Origin of the sequence: Streptomyces sp. MMG1533 (assembly GCF_001279775.1) — a bacterium.
In the GTDB taxonomy this organism is placed as follows: Bacteria; Actinomycetota; Actinomycetes; order Streptomycetales; family Streptomycetaceae; genus Streptomyces.
Genome location: NZ_LGDG01000272.1, coordinates 65,462 through 83,854, shown reverse-complemented (window position 1 = coordinate 83,854; position 18,393 = coordinate 65,462). Strand labels below are relative to the sequence as shown.

Here is an 18,393-nt window from a genome sequence, read left to right as displayed (position 1 = left end):
CACAGCGAGGAGAGGCTCATGTGCCTGGCGGTACCCGGCAGAGTGCTGGACATCGAGGAACGGGACGGCACCCGGATGGCCAACGTCGACTTCGGCGGCGTGGTCAAGGAGGTGTGCCTGGAGTACCTGCCCGACCTCCAGGTCGGTGAGTACGCCATCGTCCACGTCGGGTTCGCCCTGCAACGGCTGGACGAGGAGTCGGCGCGGCAGACGCTCGAACTCTTCGCCGAACTCGGCCTGTTGCAGGAGGAGTTCGGTGACGCCTGGGAGATGGCGGAGGCGGAGGCGGGCGTGGACCCGGTGGAAGAGGTGCGCAAGTAGTGAAGTACATCGACGAGTTCCAGGACCCGGAGCTGGCGCGTCGGCTCCTCGACGACATCCACGCCACGGTGACCAGGCCGTGGGCGCTGATGGAGGTGTGTGGGGGGCAGACGCACAGCATCATCCGCCACGGCATCGACCAACTCCTGCCGGAGGAGGTCGAGTTGATCCACGGGCCGGGATGCCCGGTGTGCGTGACCCCGCTGGAGGTCATCGACAAGGCTCTGGAGATCGCCTCCCGACCGGAGGTGATCTTCTGCTCCTTCGGCGACATGCTGCGCGTGCCGGGCACGGGACGGGACCTGTTCCAGGTCCGCGGGGAGGGCGGTGACGTGCGCGTCGTCTACTCGCCGCTCGACGCGCTGCGGATCGCGCAGCAGAACCCGGACCGCGAGGTGGTGTTCTTCGGCATCGGCTTCGAGACGACGGCACCCCCCAACGCCATGACGGTCCATCAGGCCCGGAAGCTGGGCATCCCGAACTTCAGCATGCTGGTGTCCCATGTCCGCGTACCCCCGGCCATCGAGGCGATCATGTCGTCGCCGAGCTGTCGTGTGCAGGGCTTCCTCGCGGCCGGGCACGTCTGCAGCGTGATGGGCGTGGGGGAGTACCCGGAACTGGCGGAACGCTTCCGTGTTCCGATCGTCGTGACGGGCTTCGAGCCACTGGACATCCTCGAAGGCGTGCGCCGGGCCGTCCGTCAGCTGGAACGCGGTGAGCACACCGTGGACAACGCCTACGCCCGTGCCGTCCGCCCGGAGGGCAACGCGGCCGCCCGGGCCATGCTGGAGGACGTCTTCGAGGTCACCGACCGTGCCTGGCGCGGCATCGGGGTGATCCCCGACAGCGGCTGGCGGCTGTCGTCGAAGTACCGCGACCACGACGCCGAGCACCGCTTCGCGGTCGGCGGAATCCAGACGGCCGAACCCGCCGAGTGCCGCAGCGGAGAGGTCCTGCAGGGGCTGCTCAAGCCGCACGAGTGCGAGGCCTTCGGCACCCTGTGCACCCCCCGTACCCCCCTGGGAGCCACCATGGTCTCCAGCGAGGGCGCCTGTGCGGCGTACTACCTCTACCGGCGTCTGGACCTGCCCACCACCACGGCCCGGGAGGCGAGCCCCGTTGTCTGACACCACCGGTCTTCCCGTCCCCGCCGCCCTGGACATCGAGGCGTGGGCGTGTCCGGCGCCCCTGCGCGACCGGCCGCGTGTCGTCATGGGCCACGGCGGCGGTGGAGTCCTCTCCGCCGAGCTGGTCCAGCAGATCTTCGCGCCCGCCTTCGGGGGCGAGGTGCTCGCCCAGATGGGTGATGCCGCCGTCCTCTCCCTGGGCGGTGCCCGGCTGGCGTTCTCCACCGACTCCTACGTGGTGCGGCCGCTGTTCTTCCCCGGCGGCAGCATCGGTGACCTGGCGGTCAACGGCACCGTCAACGACCTCGCCATGAGCGGCGCCCGCGCCGCCTACCTCTCCTGCGGATTCATCCTGGAGGAGGGCGTCGAACTGGACGTGGTCACGCGGGTGTCCCAGGCGCTGGGTGCGGCCGCGCGCACCGCCGGTGTGGAGGTGGCCACCGGCGACACCAAGGTGGTGGAGGCCGGCCACGGCGACGGGATCTTCATCAACACGGCGGGCATCGGTCTCGTCCCGGCGGGCGTCGATCTGCGTCCGCAGCGGGTCGTCCCCGGCGACGTGGTGATCGTCAGCGGCGCCATCGGTGTCCACGGGGTGGCGATCATGAGCGTGCGTGAGGGCCTGGAGTTCGGGGTGGAGATCGCGAGCGACTGCGCGGCGCTCGGTGGCCTGGTCGAGGCCATGCTCGCCGTCACCCCGGATCTGCACGTGCTGCGCGATCCCACCAGGGGCGGCCTGGCGGCCGCGCTCAACGAGATCGCGGCCGCCTCCGGCGCAGGGGTCGTCCTCCGGGAACGCGACATCCCGGTCCCGGAGACCGTGGCCAACGCCTGCGCCATTCTCGGGCTGGACCCCATGTACATCGCCAACGAGGGCAAGCTGGTGGCCTTCGTCCCGCGCGAGTACGCCGACGCCGTCCTCGAGGCGATGCGGGCCCACCCTCTGGGCGCGGACTCCGTGATCATCGGTGAGGCCGTCGAGGCGTATCCCGGGATGGTCGTGGCCCGGACCGGCCTGGGGGGAACGCGGGTGGTCGATCTGCCGATCGGGGAGCAACTGCCGCGGATCTGCTGACAGGGGCGTCGCTCGTCGAGGAGCCGGCCGCCCGGGCGGCGATCGGACAGGCCCTAACCCCTCCGGCGCCCGGACGGCGGGTCCTGGGGGTCCACGCCGGTCGTGGCAGAAGCGTCCTTGGTGCCGCTGGGGCGCTGGGAGCGTCCCTTGCGTCCGGTGTCGCGTCTGCCCTTCTCGTCCGCGTCGCCGTACTCCTCGCCGCTTGCACTGCGACTCTCGACCGTGTCGCCCGGCACGGACTTCGTCTCCTCGGGGGACTTCGTCCGGCCCCGGCCTCTTTCACCGGCCTGCTCAGCGGCACGGAAGGAGCGGCGGGCGCTCGGGTTGTCCTGCTGGCGGGTCTCGTCCACATCGGGCGACCAGCCGTGCTGTCCGGTGCCCTGGTGACGGCTGGGGCCCTTTCCGTGCGGTGGCTCGGACGAACGTGGTTTCTTCGACATGGTCCGATCTGCCTTTTCGTGGTCGGTGAGGGGACGCCGGTCACGCGTACCCGCGGTGGGTAAATTATCCCTCCTTGTCATATTTCGGGCATGTTGGTGACTGCTTCTGGTCCGACCACGGAGGTTGGTCACAGGGGCACGGCACCGCACGGAACCTCGGGAACGCCGCCGGCGATCGACCGGGGCCGTGGTCACAGGTCGAGTACCAGCCGGGGGCCGCAGGAACGCGAGACACAGATCAGCATGGTGTCGCCCGTGGCGCGTTCGTCCTCGTCGAGCAGTGAGTCACGGTGGTCCGGCGTACCGTCCAGCACGTCCGTCTCACAGGTGCCACAGGTGCCTTCCCGGCAGGAGAACAGCACCGGGACACCCGCCTCCTCCACCACTTCGAGCACCGATCGGTCCGGTGGCACGGTGAGCGTGCGCCCCGACCGGGCGAGCACCACGTCGAAGACGTCGGCCGCGGCGGTCTCGGCCGGGGGGCGGACCGGGGCGAACCGCTCGATGCCCAGGGTGCCGGAGGGCCAGCCGGCGCACTGCTCCTGCGCGGCCCGAAGCAGCGGCTCCGGGCCGCAGGCGTGCACCAGCGTGCCCTCGCGGGGCGAGCCGATGAAGGTGGCGAGGTCCAGCAGGCCGTAGGTGTCCTGCGGACGGATCAGCACCCGGTCCCCGTAGCGCGCCAGACGGTCCAGGAACGCCATGGAGCCGCGGGTGCGGCCGCCGTACAACAGGTTCCAGTCGGCCCCCGCTGAATCGGCGGCCTCCACCATCGGCAGGATCGCGGTGATCCCGACCCCTCCCGCGATGAAGAGGTGGTGCTCGGCCGCGCGCAGCGGGAAGTTGTTCCGCGGCCCGCGCACCCGTACGGCCGAGCCCTCCGCAAGGCGGTCGTGGACGTACGAGGAACCGCCGCGGCCGTCCGGTTCGCGCAGTACCGCGATCTGCCAGGCCGCTCGGTCGGCGGGGTTCCCGCACAGCGAGTACTGACGGATGAGGCCGTTGTCCAGCAGCAGGTCGATGTGGGCACCCGGCGCCCAGGCCGGGAGCGGATCGCTGTCCGGGTGGCGCAGGACGAGGGAGACGATGCCGTCGGCGGCGTCAATGCGGGCGTCCACGACGAGAGTTGCCTCGCCGTGGTCCGCCTGGGACGGCGGTGCCTCGGTGCCTCGGAAGACCTGGAGCGGTTGGTTGGTCATGTGCGTCAACCTGAGTCTCGTACGGGTGGGGGACGAGGGCGGAGGTCAGGAACCTGACACGCCCGGTACGTGCAGGAGCAGTGCGTCGCCCTGGCCGCCGCCCCCGCAGAGGGCCGCGGCCCCGGTGCCGCCGCCGCGTCGCAGAAGTTCCTGGGCCAGGGTCAGGACGAGCCGGGCGCCGGTCATGCCGACCGGGTGGCCGAGGGCGATCGCGCCGCCGTTGACGTTCACCTTGTCCAGGGGGACGCCGAGTTCGCGCACGGAGGCCAGGGCGACCCCGGCGAACGCCTCGTTGATCTCGAACAGGTCGAGGTCGGCGGCCTTCAGCCGGCCGTCGCGTTCCAGCGCGTCGCGGACCGCCCCGGCCGGCTGCACGAGCAACGAGGGATCGGGGCCCGCCACGGTGCCGTAGGCGCCGATCTCGGCGAGCGGTGTCAGGCCCTCGCGGCGGGCGCGTTCCGCGCTCATCACGACGACGGCCGCGGCTCCGTCGGACAGCTGCGAGGCGTTGCCCGCGGTGATCGTGCCTTCGGGGGAGAAGGCCGGCTTCAGTCGCCCCAGGCTCTCCGCGGTGCTCTGCGGCCGGATGCCCTCGTCGGACGCCACGACCGTCTCACCCCGGCGCCCGGCCACCGTGACCGGGGCGATCTCCGCGGCGAACGCGCCGGACTCCTGGGCGTGTTGGGCCCGCTGGTGCGACAGGGCGCTGTACTCGTCCTGCTCCTGGCGGGTGAGCGCGAAGGGCCGCTGGTGGCGCTCGGTGGCCGCGCCCATGGAGACCCCGTCGAAGGCGCAGGTCAGCGCGTCGCGGTCGAGGGCGTCCTCGACGGCCGCCGCCCCGTACTTCCAGCCGGTGCGGGATCCGCGCAGCAGATGCGGTGCGCCGGACATGGACTCCATGCCGCCGGCCACGACCACCTCGTGGCGCCCTGAGGCGACCATGAGGTCGGCCAGGGCGATGGCGTGCAGCCCGGACAGGCACAGCTTGTTGACGGTGCTCGCCGGTACGGCGAACGGGATGCCGGCGGCGACCGCGGCCTGTCGGGCCGTGTTGGGGCCGGCCCCGGCCTGGACGACATGGCCCATCACGACGGCCTCCACGGCGGCCGGGTCCAGCCCAGCCGCGGACAGCGCGGCGCCGATGGCGTGGGCGCCGAGGTCGGCGGCGGACAGGCTGCTCAGCCCGCCCAAGAGCTTGCCGATGGGCGTTCTCGCTCCGGCGACGATGACGGATCCGGGCATGTCCGGTGCCTCCTGAGGGGTGTCGAAGGGGGAGCTGGGGAGCGTGTGAACGGGGGCGTCAGCCGACGGTGTCGACGGCGCGCTCCGCGACCAGATGCGCCGTCTCGTTCACGGAGTGCAGCACGATCCGCCCACCGGGCATGCGGCGCACCCTGCTGACCGAGGTGTAGCCGGGATGGAACCAGAACATCCGGGGTATTTCGAGCACGGTCGCAAGGTAGGTGTTGGTGATACCGCCGTGGCACACGGCGGCGATCCGCCGGCCGGGGTGGGCGTCCAGCATGGTGTTCACGGCCCGCACCGCCCGGGCCCGGAAGGCGTCCCAGTCCAGGTCCGGTACGAAGTCCTCGTACCGTCCCTCGGAGAGCGCCACCGAACGGGGGTCGTCCGCTTGGACCTGCTCCGGCGGCGTGTAGGGCTGCGAGACGTCGGTGTCCCACTCGCGCAGGTCGTCCAGTACGGCGGCGGTCATGCCCGTCAGCCGTTCGAGGGGCGCCGCCGTCTCACGGGCCCGTCGGTACGGACTGGCGTAGAGGGCGTCGATGCCCTCGCCCGCCAGCCATGGGGCGAGCCGCTCGGCCTGGGCGATGCCCTCCGGCGACAGCCCCGGGTCGAACACGCCGGCGAGGGGAAGACCGTGCCGGACGAGCAGGAGTTCCGTCATGAAGGGTCCTTCGTATTTCGTAGGGGGAGTTCCGAGGAGTTCCGTGGAGTTCCGAGGAGTGCGGGGAAGCAGCGGTGCTCAGCCGGCGATCGTCCGGTCGGAATTCCAGTAGGGGCGGCGCATCGCGCGCTTGTCGAGCTTGCCCATGGCGTTGCGGACGAGTTCGGGGACGACTTCGTACGACTTCGGGCACTTGTACGCGGCCAGTCGCTCGCGGCAGAACGTGTCCAGTTCCCCGTCCGCCGGTTCGCTCGTGTCGGTCACGACGACCAGGGCACGCAGTGACTCGCCGAAGTCCGGGTCCGGCACGCCGATGACCGCCACTTCGGTGACCCCCGGGTGCTCGCGCAGCACCGCTTCGCTCTCCGCCGGGTAGAGGTTCACCCCGCCGGAGACCACGACGTCCGCGGCGCGGTCGGTGATGAAGATGTAGCCGTCGGGGTCGACGTAGCCGATGTCGCCGAGGGTGAAGACGCCGGGGGCGACGTAGGCGGCCTTGGTCTTCTCCTCGTCCGCGTGGTAGCGCACGCCGCGGCCCTCCGGCGCCCGGAAGGCCAGCAGTCCGAGCTCCCCGGCGGGAAGCGGACGACCGTCGTCGCCGGTCACCAGGACGTCGAAGGGCGGCTGCACGCGTCCCACCGAACCGGGGTGCTCCAGCCACTCGGTGCTGTCGATGCGCGCGACCGTGCCCGCCTCGCTGGCTCCGTACGACTCGGTGAGCACCGGACCGAACCAGTCGATCATGGCCCGCTTCACCTCCGGCGGGCAGGCGGAGCCGGTGTGCGCGACCTGCATCAGGCTGGAGACGTCGTAGCGTTCACGTACCTCCGCCGGCAGCGCGAGCAGTCGGGTGAAGTGGGTCGGCACCATCACCGACGAGGTGACCCGCCGGCGCTCGACCTGGTGCAGGAACGCCTCCGCGTCGAACCTGCCGAGGATCACCACGGGCCGCCCGGCCGCGAGATGGCGCAGTGAGGTGAGCGGCCCGTTGTGCTGGAGGGGGCCGCACACCAGGTGTGGTCCCGGGGGGAAGCCGGGGCGGGCGGCCACCGCCTCCAGGTAGGCGGTGCTGTCCGTGACCGGCCCCTGCACCCAGCGCACCTCGGTGCCGCGGGCCCGTCCCGTGGTGCCCGATGTGTAGACCAACGGCGGGCGGGCTGGGCGGCCGACGGGCACCGGCGCCGGTTCCGCCTCGGCCAGCCACTGCGTCCAGTCGATGGCGTCGTCCTTGGCCGGCGTTCCGTGCACGACGACCGGGAGGCCGAGTTCCGCGCCCGCCTGCCGGGCGGCCGACTCGCCCGCCGGGCCGCTGATCACCGCCTTGGCACCCGCGTCGGTGAGCAGGTCGACCAGCTCGCGGGCGGTCAGTTGCCGGGAGGCGGCCACCGTGCCGACACCGGCCCGCAGACCGGCGAGATGGGCCACCATCGTGGCCACGGCGTTGTCGCCCAGGACGGCGACCCGGTCCTCCGGCCGGGGTGCGACTTCGAGCAACCGGCCGGTCAGGCGGGCCGCCTGGTCGGCCAGCCGGGACCAGGACAGACTCTCCGTTTCGTCGGCCAGGGCGGTCGCGTTCGGCAGCTCGCGGGCACGCAGGTCGAGTGGCTGTAGGGACATGGATCCTCCGGCGCTCCTCGGTTCGTCCTCTCCCTCGCTCCAGCGGGTGCACCCCGTCTGCCCAGCGGCCGGGCAGGTGGGAGAGCCGACGTTCAGACTGTAGCGTTTATCAAGAAAGTACGGAACACTCTGACCCGAGCCGGAGGTACTCGCCCTCGTTGTGCAGGTGTGCTGCTCCGCTCCGAGTCACTGTTACTGAAGCGGCCGTCTGGTAAGTGCCGTGTGGACCCGTGTGCCGAGGAGGTCACCATGCCCCAACCGAACGTGGACGAGTGGCGGGGTGAGGTCCGGCAGTGGCTGGCCACGACGCTCGAACCCCGGCGGGCTACCGAGACCACCGGTCACACCGCCGCCGATCTCGCTGTCTTCCACAACCTCCCGGACGAAGAGGAGCGGCGGCTGCTCGACCGCTGCCGCGCCTACCAGCGAGCCCGGCACGACGCCGGCTACCAGGCCCTCACCCTCCCCAGGGAGAACGGTGGCCAGGGTCGGACCGCCGCCCACGCGGCTGTCTTCGCAGAGGAGGAGGCGGCGTTCGACGTACCGCCGTCCACCGAGCTGATCAGTGTCACGGTGCGGCTGGTCGCCATGTCTGTCTCCCTGTTCGGGACGCCGGAGCAGCGTGAGACCTTCGCCCGAGCCTTCCTCCGTACGGACCTGCTGGCCTGTCAGCTGTTCAGCGAACCGGGCGCCGGGTCCGACCTGGCCGCCCTGCGCACCCGCGCCCGTCCGGACGGTGAGGAATGGGTGATCGACGGCCAGAAGGTGTGGACCTCGGGCGCCCAGTTCGCCGAGTACGGCCTGCTGCTCGCCCGTACCGACCCGGACGTCGTCAAGCAGGCCGGTATCACCGCCTTCCTGGTCCCGATGGCCAGTCCGGGTGTGGAGATCCGCCCCATCCGCCAGATGAGCGGCGGCGCCTCCTTCAACGAGGTCTTCCTCAGCGGCGTACGCGTCCCCGACGGGCTGCGGATCGGACTCCCCGGGCAGGGCTGGGAGGTCGCCAATGCCACCCTCGCCTTCGAGCGCACCGCCTCCGGTTCCGGCAACCGGCGCAAGGGTGGCACCTTCGACGACGTGCTCGCCCTCGCGTGCTCGCTGCACCGGACCGGGGACCCGCTGGTACGCCAGCGCCTCGCCGACCTGTACGTGCGCAGCGCGCTGCGGGCCGCCACCGTGGACCGCGTCGCCAGGGCGAGCGCGGCCGGCGGGCGGCCGGGCCCCGAGGCGTCGCTGACCAAGCTCATGGCATCCGACCTGCTCACCCGCACCGGTCAGGTCGCCGCCGAGCTGATGGGCGCCCGGATCGCCGCCGACACCGGGGAGCCGGGCACCTTCGCCTGGACCGAACACCTGCTGGGCGCCCCCGGATACCGGCTGGCCGGCGGCACCGACCAGATCCAGCGCAACCTGATCGGCGAGCGGGTGCTGAAGCTGCCGGGGGAGCCGCGGGTCGACCGGGTGCCGTTCTCCCGACTGTCCGGCAACTGAGCCGTGGGTGCAACGGCACCCGCAACAACTGAGGAGTGACATCGATGGAACTGGGACTGACAGGTGCGAAAGCGCTGGTGACCGGAGCGAGCCGGGGCATCGGCCGGGCGATCGCGGGAACCCTCGCCGCAGAGGGCTGCGCACTCGCACTGTGCGCCCGCGGCGAGGAGGCCCTCGCCAAGGCCGCAGCCGAACTGCGCGGCGAGGGAGCGACCGTGTTCGCCGAGCCGGTCGACGTCACCGACCCGGTGGCGCTCGCGGGCTTCGTGGAGCGGGCGGCCGGGGAACTCGGCGGCCTGGACCTGCTGGTGTCCAACGTCTCGGCGGGCAACGTCAAGGGCCCCGAGTCGTGGGAGGCCAGCCTGCGCGGCGACCTGATCCCGTTCGCGGGACTGGTCGAGGCGGCCATGCCGTATCTGGAGGTCTCCGACCGGGCCGCCGTCGTGGCCATCGGCACCACCAACGCCTCCGACACCGCCCGCCCGGCCGGAGCCAATTCGTACTCGGCCCTGAAGGCAGCCGTCGTCCAGCACGCCTCGGCGCTGGCGCATGCCCTCGCTCCGAAGGGTATCCGCGTCAACACCGTCTCACCCGGCCCGATCGACTTCCCCGGCGGTGCCTGGGAGACCATCCGCACCAGCCGCCCGGAGGTGTACGAGGAGGTCCTCGCCAAGCTGCCGATCGGCCGCTACGGCACCGCGGAGGACGTGGCCGCGGCAGTGGCCTTCCTGTTGGGCCGGACCGGCTCCTTCTGCGTCGGAGTCAACCTCGTGGTGGACGGCGGGCTGCTCACCCGCGTCCAGTACTGAGTCGTGGCGGGCCCGGCCGGCCGCCTGGACGCCGTACTGGTCTGCGGCGGCAGGTGGCACGACTTCGACTACGCGCGGCTGCGGCTGCTCGACCTGCTGGGCGGCCACCCCCAAGTCCGCACCGGTGTCTACCAGGACTACGACTGCGTACCCGCCCTGGAGCAGGCCGACCTCCTGGTCACCTACACCTGCGATGTCCGGCCCCGCCCGTCCCAGCGGGCCGCGCTGGCACGGTTCGTGGAGCGGGGCGGGCGCTGGCTCGCCCTCCACGGCACCAACTCGGTGATCGAGGCGCCGGCCGACGGTGGGCCCCGGGTGTTCACCACGCCGCGGCTCCTCGGCGAGCTGGCAGGGGTGCTCGGCAGCCGGTTCCTGGCCCATCCGCCGATCGAGCCGTACGAGGTACGGGTGACCCGGCCGGATCATCCGCTGGTCGCCGGGATCGAGCCGTTCACGGTGACTGACGAGTTGTACGTGTGCGAGCTGCACGGGGAGTTGGAGGTGCTGCTGCACGCCGAGTACACGGGGCCGTGCCGCGGGTTCGCCGAAGGCGACACGGTTGCGCTCGACGGGGCGCCCCGTCCCGTGCTGTACCTGAAGCGGCATGGGCTCGGCGAGGTCTGCTACTTCACCCTCGGTCACTGCCGGGGGCGCTACGACGTGCAGGACCTCGGTGTGGACGACACGGGGCGGGTGGACCGAGGGCCTTGGGCTACGCCGGAGTTCATGACGGTGCTGCGGCGGTGTGTGGAGCGGGTCGTGGATGTGAGGAGCCCGGCGGGCAGCTGAACCAACCCCGGTGCCGCCCTGAGGGTTTTCGCCCCCGCCGCCCCTACCCTTTCCCGTCCTTCTGGGGCTCCGCCCCAGACCCCGCTCCTCAAACGCCGGAGGGGCTGATTTTCAGCCCGTCCGGCGTTTGAGGACGAGGCCCTTCGGGCCGAAAGCGGGGGTCTGGGGGGCGCAGCCCCCAGGGACGGGACGGGTAGGGGCGGCGGGGGCGAAGAACCACGACCCCGTCCCGGCTCAGCCGTGCGGCAGGACCACCGCGCGGCCGTTGATCTCCCCGGCGTGCAGGCGCTCGTACGCCAGCGGGGCGTCCTCGATCGAGAAGGTCTCGACATGGCAGGAGACGAGCCCCTGTCGTGCCAGGTCGACGACCTCGATGAGTTCGCGGCGGCTGCCCCAGTAGGGAGCCGAGGCGGACACCTCGAACGGCAGACCGCCGCCGAAGCCGACCGCGAGGGTGCCCCCGCCGATGCCGACGACGGTCACATCGCCATCCACCGCCACGGACGCGGCGGCCACCGCCAGGGTCGCCTCGGCCCCTACGAAGTCCAGCACCACCTCGGCCCCGATGCCGCCGGTCAGCTCCCGCACCCGGGCCGCCGCCGCGCCGTCGGAGAGCAACGTCTCGTGGGCGCCGACGGCGCGCGCCAGTTCCAGCTTCTCCTTGTTCACATCGAGGGCGACCACCCGGGCCGGGGTCAGGGCACGCAGCAGCTGTACGGCGAGATGGCCCAGGCCACCGACGCCGATCACCACCGCAGTACTGCCCGGCACGAGTTTGGGCAGGGTCGCGCGGATCGCGTGATACGGCGTCAGCCCGGCGTCGGTGAGCGGGGCGGCCTGAATCGGGTCCAGTCCGTTCAGCGGCACCAGATGGCGCGGCGAATCCACCACCATGTACTCCGCGAGTGCGCCCGGAGAGCCGAGCCCGGGCGGCATGATGCCGAGCCCCGCGGCGTGCGGGCAGCAGTTCTCCTTGCCCTCGGCGCACTTGCGGCAGCGGCCGCAGCCCCACGGGCCGTACACCGCCACCTCCTCGCCTTCCACGACCCCGGTGACCCCGCTGCCCAGGGCCGCGACGGTGCCGACGCCCTCGTGGCCGAGCGTCAGCGGCAGCGGATAGGGGAACTGCTCCTCCGGCCAGCTCATGACCGCCAGGTCCGAGTGGCACAGCCCGGCGGCCGTCACCTTCAGCAACACCTGGCCCGGGCCCGGCTCGGGCACCGGAACCTCGACGACCTCCGGCGCGCTGCCCACGGAGCGGTACTGAACCGCCTTCATGTCAGACCTCCTGGTCCGGGACGGGCACCCGGGAAGCCTCGGCAACGCCCCCTGGCTTTCGACGGCGCAGTACAGCCGGCAGGGCGATGCGGCCGCCCGTGAGAACGAGCGCGACGATCAGGACCGAGCCGGTGAAAAGGCTCGCGGCCCACTGCGCGCTGGTGGCGAGCCCGAGCCCCGTGATGCCGGTGCCGAGCAGCAGCACCGCGATCACCGTGCCCCAGGCGTTGAACCGGCCCGCGCGCAGCTGGGTCGCCCCGACGAAGGCCGCCGCGTAGGCCGAGAGCAGATACGGCGTGCCCGCCGTCGGCGATCCGGATCCCACGGAGGACGCGAAGACGACTCCGGCGAGACCGGAGAGCAGCGCGGACGCCACCAGGGTCAGGAAGCGCAGCCGGTCGGTGCGTACGCCTTGCAGGCGTGCCGCGTCCGCGTTGAAGCCGGTCGCGTACAAGCGTCGTCCGGTGGCGGTGTGTTCCAGCAGGAACCAGATGGCCGTGGCGGCGAGGAGCAGATACAGCACCGGCAGCGTGATGCCGCCCGCGTCGAGCTGGGCGATGTTCGCGAACGGCTTGGCCAGCAGCTGGATCCCGGTGATGGAGCTGTCGTTGGTGACCATGGTGATCAGGGACTGGATCAGTGCGCCGGTGGCCAGAGTCGCGATGAACGAGTCGACCCGCAGCACCACGACCACGATTCCGTTGATCACCCCGACCAGCAGGGCGGCGGTCATGGCCAGGGCGATCGCCGTCCCGGGGCCGAGACCCGTGGAGACCAGGAAGTAGGCGGTCAGCACACTGGTGAGGGACATGGTGAAGGCGACCGACAGGTCGAAGACGCGCGCGGCCAGCGGAAGGACGACGCTGAGCGCCACCAGCCCGGCCACGGCGTTGCCGTTCAGGACCTGCTTGACCGTGGTGACGGTCGGGAACGTGTCCGGCGCCCATACGGAGAAGAGCACGGCGATCAGCAGCCACACGTAGACGGCGCCGATGTTCCGGAACGACAGGGCGGCCACGGCGCGCCGGCCCAGTGCACCCGGCGTCCCGGCGGCGGACACCGCGGGGACGTCCGGTCCGGTCGGCCGGAACTCAGCGGCCCGGGTCGGGGTGGATGTCATCTCACTCGGTTCCTTCCATGGCGTGGACCAGCGCGGGCTCGGTGATGTCCCGGCCGCTGATCTCCCGTACGATCCGGCCGTCCCGTACCACCAGGACGCGGGTGCACAGCGCGAGCAGGTCTTCCGTGTCGGACGAGGACACGATCACGCCCATGCCGTCGTCGGCCTGACGTTCGATCAGGTCGTACAGCTGGAGGCGGGTCGCGATGTCGACGCCCGCCGTGGGTTCGCACAACACGAGCACCGGCGGCTGCTGGGCCAGGCAGCGGGCCATGACGACCTTCTGCTGGTTGCCGCCGCTCAGCGTGGTGATCCGGGCCCCGCGTCCCGCCGTGCGCACCCCCACCCGCCGGATCCACTCCTCGGCGAGCGAGGATTCGCGGCTCCGGTGCAGTCGTCCGGCCCGCGCCCGGAGCCGGTCGAGCAGGGGCAGGGTGAGGTTCTCCCCGACCGAGAAGTCGCCGATGACGCCCTCGCCCGCCCGGTCCGCGGGGACCAGCGGGATACCCGTCCCACCGGCATCCTTCGCGTCGACCCACCGCGCGGAGCGCTCCGGCAACCGCACCCGGCCGCGCACCGGACCGGTGTAGGCCCCGCACACCGCGTACGGCACCACCTCGTGGCCGGAGCCGACCAGGCCGGTGATGCCCAGCCGTTCCCCCCTGGCCAGGCTGAAGCCGATGCCGCGCAGCGGGCCCGCCCACAGGTCGCGGACCTCCAGTACGGCATCGGCGGATGCGGATGCGGATGCGGATGCGGATGCGGATGCGGATGCGGAAACGGAAACGGAACGCAGCCGCGGCCGGTAGGTGGTCTCCACCTCCTCGCCCGCCATCAGCTCCGCCAGGGAGCGGGGAGTGAGCTCGGCGACCCGACGGGTGGCGATCCGGCGTCCGCCGCGGATCACGGTGACCCGGTCGGCCAGCGCGAAGATTTCGTCCATGCGGTGTGAGACGTACAGGACGCTGGCCCCGGCGTCGCGGATCTCCCGCACGATGTCGAAGAGCCGGGCCACCTCGCCGGGCGGCAGCACGGCGGTCGGCTCGTCGAGCACCAGGACGCCGCGGCGGCCCTCCCAGCCCTGCAGGGCGGCGGCGATGGCCACCACCGCGCGCTGGACGGGGGTGGCCGTCGACAGCGGACGGCGTACGTCGATGCCGAGACCGAACCGTTCGACCAGCGCGGTCGTCCGGCGCTCCATCTCCGACCAGCGGATGTTGCCGAGGGCCGTGCGGGCGAAGCCGCGGCTGAGCGCGAGATTGTCGGTGGCGCTCAGCTCGCCCACCAGCCCCAGCTCCTGGTGGACGAAGCGGAGCCGGTCGTGTCGCGAGCCGGTGACCTGGCCCAGTTCGAAAGGTTCGCCGTCGAGTTCGGCGACCGCTCCGGGCTCGGCGTGGTGGTAACCGGCGAGGATCTTGATGAGGGTGGACTTGCCGGAGCCGTTGGGCCCGATCAGCGCGTGGATCTCGCCGTGGGCGAGGTCGAGATCGACGTCCTTGAGCGCCTGGGTTCCGCCGAATCGCTTCGACAGTCCGGACACCCGCAGCACGGGCCGGTCGTTCTCGTCGGTCATGGCCGGCCCCGGCGTCGTCCGCGGCGGCTTCGTTGTCTCCGTTGGTGTGTCAGCATGCACCGCTGCTCCCTGCGTCGAATGGCGCCGCCGCCGGCACGTTGCCGACGGCGGGGGCCGGGTCGGTCAGTTCAGGCCCCAGAGCGCCTTGAACTGCGCCTGGTAGTCCTCGACGAGCGGGAAGTCCTCAAGCGTGGCTACGAGGTTGTCCTTGGTGATCAGCATGTTGGGCAGCACCGCCTTCTGGTCCACGTCCATGGACTGGCCGGTGAAGTGGCGGGCCAGCGCGTCGACCTGCAGCCAGGCGGTTTCGTGTGAGTTCAGTGCCATCGCGCCCTGGCTGAGGCCGCTCTCGATGTACTGGTAGTTCTGCGCGTCGCCGACATTCACGGCGATGTGCTTGCCGGTGACGCCGGCGGTCTTCAGCGCGGCCGGGACGCCCACGTTGAGCAGGCCCAGCGAGAAGACGATGTGGGTCACCTTCGGGTGCGAGCGGACGTACGACACCACGCGGTCGGGCATGTCCTTGCCGATCGCGGTGATCGGCACGTCGACGGTGTCCAGCGCGCAGCCCTCGCACCACTCCTTGTACTTGGCGGCGAACCTGTCCTTGACGGGCTTGAGGATGGTGTAGGCGGGCAGGTCGAAGTAGACGGTGTCGGCCTCGGCGCCGCTGTCGGACACCACCCACGAGGCGAGCATCTCGCCTTGGACTGCGACGTCCTTGGGCCCGTTCTTCAACAGTGCGATGCCGTCGCCCACCACGTCGTCGGCGTTCGACTGGATGACCGGTATACCGGCTGCCTTCAGCTGTGCCAGCTGCTTCGCGTACACCGCGCGCGGGAATCCGGAGGCGACCACGGCGTCCGGCTTGTCGCGCAGCGCATGCTCGTAGGCGGACTGGACGGACTCCGGCGTGCCCTGCGTGGGGATCAGCTCGACCTTCCAGCCGAGTTGGTTGGCCGCGGCGGTGAAGAACTGGGCCAGGTCGCTGCAGGACTGCACGCCGCACAGAATGAAGTCGATCTTCTTTCCCGTGGGGATCGCCTTGCCCACCGGTTCGGTGACGGGGATCTTGTCCGGCCGCTCCGAGTACTTCGCCAGCGCCTGACGGGCCGCGGTCAGGCCGGGGGAGTCTGAGGCCGCCTTGGCGGAATCGGCGGCCGGAGTCGTGTCGGTGCCGCCGCACGCCGCCAGGGCGAGCAGGGCGGTGACGGGGACGATCGCGGTGAGCGCGCGACGGACCGCGCGTCCGGGTCTGGAACTCATCGTTGAGTACTCCCGTGGTGTGGTGCCTGTGCTGCCGCGGCCCGCGTCGCTCCCGCGTTCGCGGCGGCCGGCTCTGTACAGGCGGATCCTGTGCCGCCCGCGCCGGGACGGCACGCTCAGGTGATCGAGCGAGCTGTGTGGATCGCCGTCGTGGGGTACGGCGCGGGCCGCCGGTGAGTCGGGCGGCGCTGTGGCCGAGACGGGGCGGACACTGCCCCAGGCCAGAGAGAAACTTGTGAGGCTCTACAGCCTCGGGTGCGACGGAGTGTGGCACGCACGGTCGGGCTTGGGGAGGGGGTGGCCGCAACTAATTCAAGATGGGCCATGTCGGTCCCGGATTACAGGCTCCTGTGGCGCCCTGGCGGAGTCGTGAGTATTGCTCCCGACCGTGACCAATAACTACACTCACTCTAAAGTTTCTGGCTGAGGAGAGAAGATGGACGAAACGTCGGAGTTGGGCACGGCGCGGTGTCCCGGGCCCAGCGTCCAGGACTACCTCGACCGGGACAGCCGGCAGGTTCCCGCCGCGTTGAGATACGTCAACAACGACTACCTCGGCAGCGAGGACATCGACACCGCCCGCTTCACCTCCCGCGAATGGGCCGAGCGCGAGATGCAACAGGTATGGCGCCGCGTCTGGCAGTTCGCCTGCCTGGAGGGCGAGATCCCCGAGGTCGGCGACCACGAGATCTACGAGATCGGCGACGACTCACTGATCATCGTGCGCACGGCGCCGGACGAGATCCGTGCGTTCGTCAACGCCTGCCTGCACCGCGGCCGCAAACTGCGCACCGGCGGCGGCAACGTCGGCGAGTTCCGCTGCCCGTTCCACGGCTTCGCCTGGAACCTCGACGGAACCATGCAGACCCCGCCCTGCGCCTGGGACTTCCCGCACGTCACCCCGGAGAAGTTCTCGCTTCCCGAGGCCAAGGTGGCCACCTGGCGCGGCTTCGTCTTCATCAACATGGACCCGTACGCGGAGTCCTTCGACAGCTACCGCGGCACCTTCGACGAGTACTACATCTGGCCGCTGCAGGACCGCTACAAGTCGCTGCACATCGCCAAGGTGCTGCCCTGCAACTGGAAGATCGCCCAGGACGCGTTCATCGAGTCCTTCCACGTGATCGCCACGCACCCGCAGATGCTGCCCTGGCTCGCCGACGCCAACTCCCAGTACGACGTCATGGCGGACCAGCCCAACTGGAACCGCATGATCAACATCCAGGGCGCCCCCAGTCCGCACGTGGCCGACTCCGTCACGGAGGAGGACGTACTGGAGACGTTCTACGACTCGCGGGCGTTCTACGCGGCGGCCCAGGGCCGTGACCTGGTGATGCAGGACGGGGACCAACTGCCCACCATCCCGCCCGGCGGCACCGCCCGACAGGTCCTCGCCGAACGGATGCGCGCACAACTGGCGGCCACTTCGCACCAGGACTTCTCGCAGACCGCCGACACCGAGCTGCTGGACGCCATCAACTACCTGCTGTTCCCCAACTTCAATCCCTGGGGAGGCGCCAAGTCCAACATCATCTACCGGTTCAGGCCCAACGGCCTGGACCCCGACTCGTGCACTGCCGAGATCATCTTCATGTCGGCCCCGAAGAAGCCCGGCGAGATGCCGCCGCCGGTCAAGATCCGCTGGGTGCCGGAGGACATGCTCTTCGCGGACATCCCCGAACTGGGTGTCCTCGGGCCCGTCTTCGACCAGGACTGCGAGAACCTCCCCTACGTCCAGCAGGGGCTGAAGACGATGCGCAAGCCGGGCATCACCCTGTCCAACTACCAGGAGAGCCGCATCCGCCACTTCAACCAGACGCTCGACCAGTGGATGAACCGGTGACCGTGACCCACCGGGTGGCGGTCCGGCCCTTGGGAGTCGAGCTGGAGGTGCGGGACGGCGAGGACCTGTTCAGCGCCGCCCAGCGGCTCGGCTACCGCTGGCCCACCGTCTGCGGCGGCAAGGCCACCTGCCGCACCTGCTTCGTGGAGGTCGAGGAAGGCGCCGAGAACTGTTCGCCCGTGGGCCCGCTGGAGCGCGAGGGCATCGAGGCCCTGCGCAAGCCGGTGGACGGCCTGACCCGGCTCGCCTGCCGGCTCCGGGTCGAGGGTCCGGTGACCGTGACCAAACGCGGCGTACGCCGCAGACCGCAGGAGTGAGCCGTGAGCGCCAAGCAAGTGATCCATCCGCTGACCGGGCAGGTGTACCGGCTCACCGAGGACGGGCTGGTGGAGGTGACCGACCCCAGGACCGGGGCGCAGGGCATCTTCGACTTCCAGGCCCGCTGGCAGTCCGGCGAACTGCGCCACGCCGACCTCCAGATGGCCGGCTGGGTGGGCCGCCTCGCCCGGCGGCGCGGCGCGCGGCCCCCGGCGGAGTGAGCC

At 71.1% G+C, this 18,393-nt stretch carries 18 protein-coding genes and 1 pseudogene; 9 read left to right on the top strand and 10 right to left on the bottom strand.

The window, feature by feature from the left end; translation table 11 throughout:
• Positions 1–18 precede the first annotated feature (18 nt).
• The 3 genes from ADK57_RS42140 to hypE are packed head-to-tail and all read left to right on the top strand — an operon-like array spanning position 19 to position 2,523.
• A complete protein-coding gene (locus ADK57_RS42140) occupies positions 19–321 on the top strand; it encodes a HypC/HybG/HupF family hydrogenase formation chaperone (RefSeq protein ID WP_078973640.1) in 303 nt (100 codons plus the stop codon).
• Positions 321–1,448 (top strand): hydrogenase formation protein HypD, encoded by a 1,128-nt coding sequence (gene hypD, locus ADK57_RS42135; protein ID WP_053755038.1) that lies wholly within the window; start codon positions 321–323, stop codon positions 1,446–1,448. Before ADK57_RS42140 ends, hypD begins: the two co-directional genes overlap by 1 nt.
• Complete coding sequence (gene hypE, locus ADK57_RS42130) at positions 1,441–2,523, top strand: hydrogenase expression/formation protein HypE (RefSeq protein ID WP_053755037.1); 1,083 nt, start codon at positions 1,441–1,443, stop codon at positions 2,521–2,523. Before hypD ends, hypE begins: the two co-directional genes overlap by 8 nt.
• 53 nt (positions 2,524–2,576) lie before the next feature.
• On the opposite strand, the gene ADK57_RS42125 is transcribed toward hypE, so the two are convergent.
• From ADK57_RS42125 to ADK57_RS42105, 5 genes are all read right to left on the bottom strand, one after another.
• A complete protein-coding gene (locus ADK57_RS42125) occupies positions 2,577–2,963 on the bottom strand; it encodes a hypothetical protein (protein ID WP_053755036.1) in 387 nt (128 codons plus the stop codon).
• A gap of 191 nt (positions 2,964–3,154) precedes the next feature.
• A complete protein-coding gene (locus ADK57_RS42120) occupies positions 3,155–4,159 on the bottom strand; it encodes a PDR/VanB family oxidoreductase (protein WP_078973639.1) in 1,005 nt (334 codons plus the stop codon).
• 45 nt (positions 4,160–4,204) lie between these two features.
• Positions 4,205–5,401: an acetyl-CoA C-acyltransferase gene (locus ADK57_RS42115; RefSeq protein ID WP_053755035.1), complete on the bottom strand. Its 1,197-nt coding sequence runs from the start codon at positions 5,399–5,401 to the stop codon at positions 4,205–4,207.
• Between the two features lie 58 nt (positions 5,402–5,459).
• On the bottom strand, positions 5,460–6,065 hold the full coding sequence (locus ADK57_RS42110) for a histidine phosphatase family protein (protein WP_053755034.1): 606 nt from the start codon (positions 6,063–6,065) through the stop codon (positions 5,460–5,462).
• Between the two features lie 78 nt (positions 6,066–6,143).
• Positions 6,144–7,682, bottom strand: a complete 1,539-nt coding sequence (locus ADK57_RS42105) for an AMP-binding protein (RefSeq protein WP_053755033.1) — start codon at positions 7,680–7,682, stop codon at positions 6,144–6,146.
• Between the two features lie 249 nt (positions 7,683–7,931).
• Here ADK57_RS42105 and ADK57_RS42100 point away from each other — a divergent pair, with 249 nt between their 5' ends.
• The 3 genes from ADK57_RS42100 to ADK57_RS42090 are packed head-to-tail and all read left to right on the top strand — an operon-like array spanning position 7,932 to position 10,771.
• Positions 7,932–9,173, top strand: a complete 1,242-nt coding sequence (locus tag ADK57_RS42100; protein ID WP_053755032.1) for an acyl-CoA dehydrogenase family protein — start codon at positions 7,932–7,934, stop codon at positions 9,171–9,173.
• Positions 9,174–9,217: 44 nt separating this feature from the next.
• The gene (locus ADK57_RS42095; RefSeq protein WP_053755031.1) at positions 9,218–9,982 is read left to right on the top strand and encodes an SDR family NAD(P)-dependent oxidoreductase; all 765 of its coding nucleotides are present in this window, start codon (positions 9,218–9,220) and stop codon (positions 9,980–9,982) included.
• A 3-nt stretch (positions 9,983–9,985) separates the two neighbouring features.
• Positions 9,986–10,771: a ThuA domain-containing protein gene (locus ADK57_RS42090; RefSeq protein WP_053755030.1), complete on the top strand. Its 786-nt coding sequence runs from the start codon at positions 9,986–9,988 to the stop codon at positions 10,769–10,771.
• Between the two features lie 109 nt (positions 10,772–10,880).
• Here the strand turns inward: ADK57_RS42090 and ADK57_RS52695 are convergent.
• From ADK57_RS52695 to ADK57_RS42070, 5 genes and pseudogenes are all read right to left on the bottom strand, one after another.
• Positions 10,881–11,043: pseudogene (locus ADK57_RS52695) on the bottom strand (cobyrinic acid a,c-diamide synthase); the annotation flags it as partial.
• Positions 11,006–12,049: an NAD(P)-dependent alcohol dehydrogenase gene (locus ADK57_RS42085; protein ID WP_053755029.1), complete on the bottom strand. Its 1,044-nt coding sequence runs from the start codon at positions 12,047–12,049 to the stop codon at positions 11,006–11,008. The pseudogene ADK57_RS52695 and the gene ADK57_RS42085, both read right to left, overlap by 38 nt.
• 1 nt (position 12,050) lies before the next feature.
• The gene (locus ADK57_RS42080; RefSeq protein ID WP_053755028.1) at positions 12,051–13,169 is read right to left on the bottom strand and encodes an ABC transporter permease; all 1,119 of its coding nucleotides are present in this window, start codon (positions 13,167–13,169) and stop codon (positions 12,051–12,053) included.
• Between the two features lies 1 nt (position 13,170).
• A complete protein-coding gene (locus ADK57_RS42075; RefSeq protein WP_053755027.1) occupies positions 13,171–14,742 on the bottom strand; it encodes a sugar ABC transporter ATP-binding protein in 1,572 nt (523 codons plus the stop codon).
• Positions 14,743–14,865: 123 nt separating this feature from the next.
• Complete coding sequence (locus tag ADK57_RS42070) at positions 14,866–16,008, bottom strand: substrate-binding domain-containing protein (protein ID WP_053755026.1); 1,143 nt, start codon at positions 16,006–16,008, stop codon at positions 14,866–14,868.
• Positions 16,009–16,444: 436 nt separating this feature from the next.
• On the opposite strand from ADK57_RS42070, the gene ADK57_RS42065 reads away from it, so the two are divergent.
• From ADK57_RS42065 to ADK57_RS42055, 3 genes are read left to right on the top strand one after another with little or no spacing between them, the layout of a single operon-like run.
• Positions 16,445–17,851: an aromatic ring-hydroxylating oxygenase subunit alpha gene (locus tag ADK57_RS42065; RefSeq protein ID WP_053755025.1), complete on the top strand. Its 1,407-nt coding sequence runs from the start codon at positions 16,445–16,447 to the stop codon at positions 17,849–17,851.
• Entirely contained in the window at positions 17,848–18,168 is a 321-nt protein-coding gene (locus tag ADK57_RS42060) for a 2Fe-2S iron-sulfur cluster-binding protein (protein ID WP_234390579.1), read from the top strand. Before ADK57_RS42065 ends, ADK57_RS42060 begins: the two co-directional genes overlap by 4 nt.
• 3 nt (positions 18,169–18,171) lie before the next feature.
• Positions 18,172–18,390, top strand: a complete 219-nt coding sequence (locus ADK57_RS42055) for a hypothetical protein (protein ID WP_053755024.1) — start codon at positions 18,172–18,174, stop codon at positions 18,388–18,390.
• Positions 18,391–18,393 lie beyond the last annotated feature (3 nt).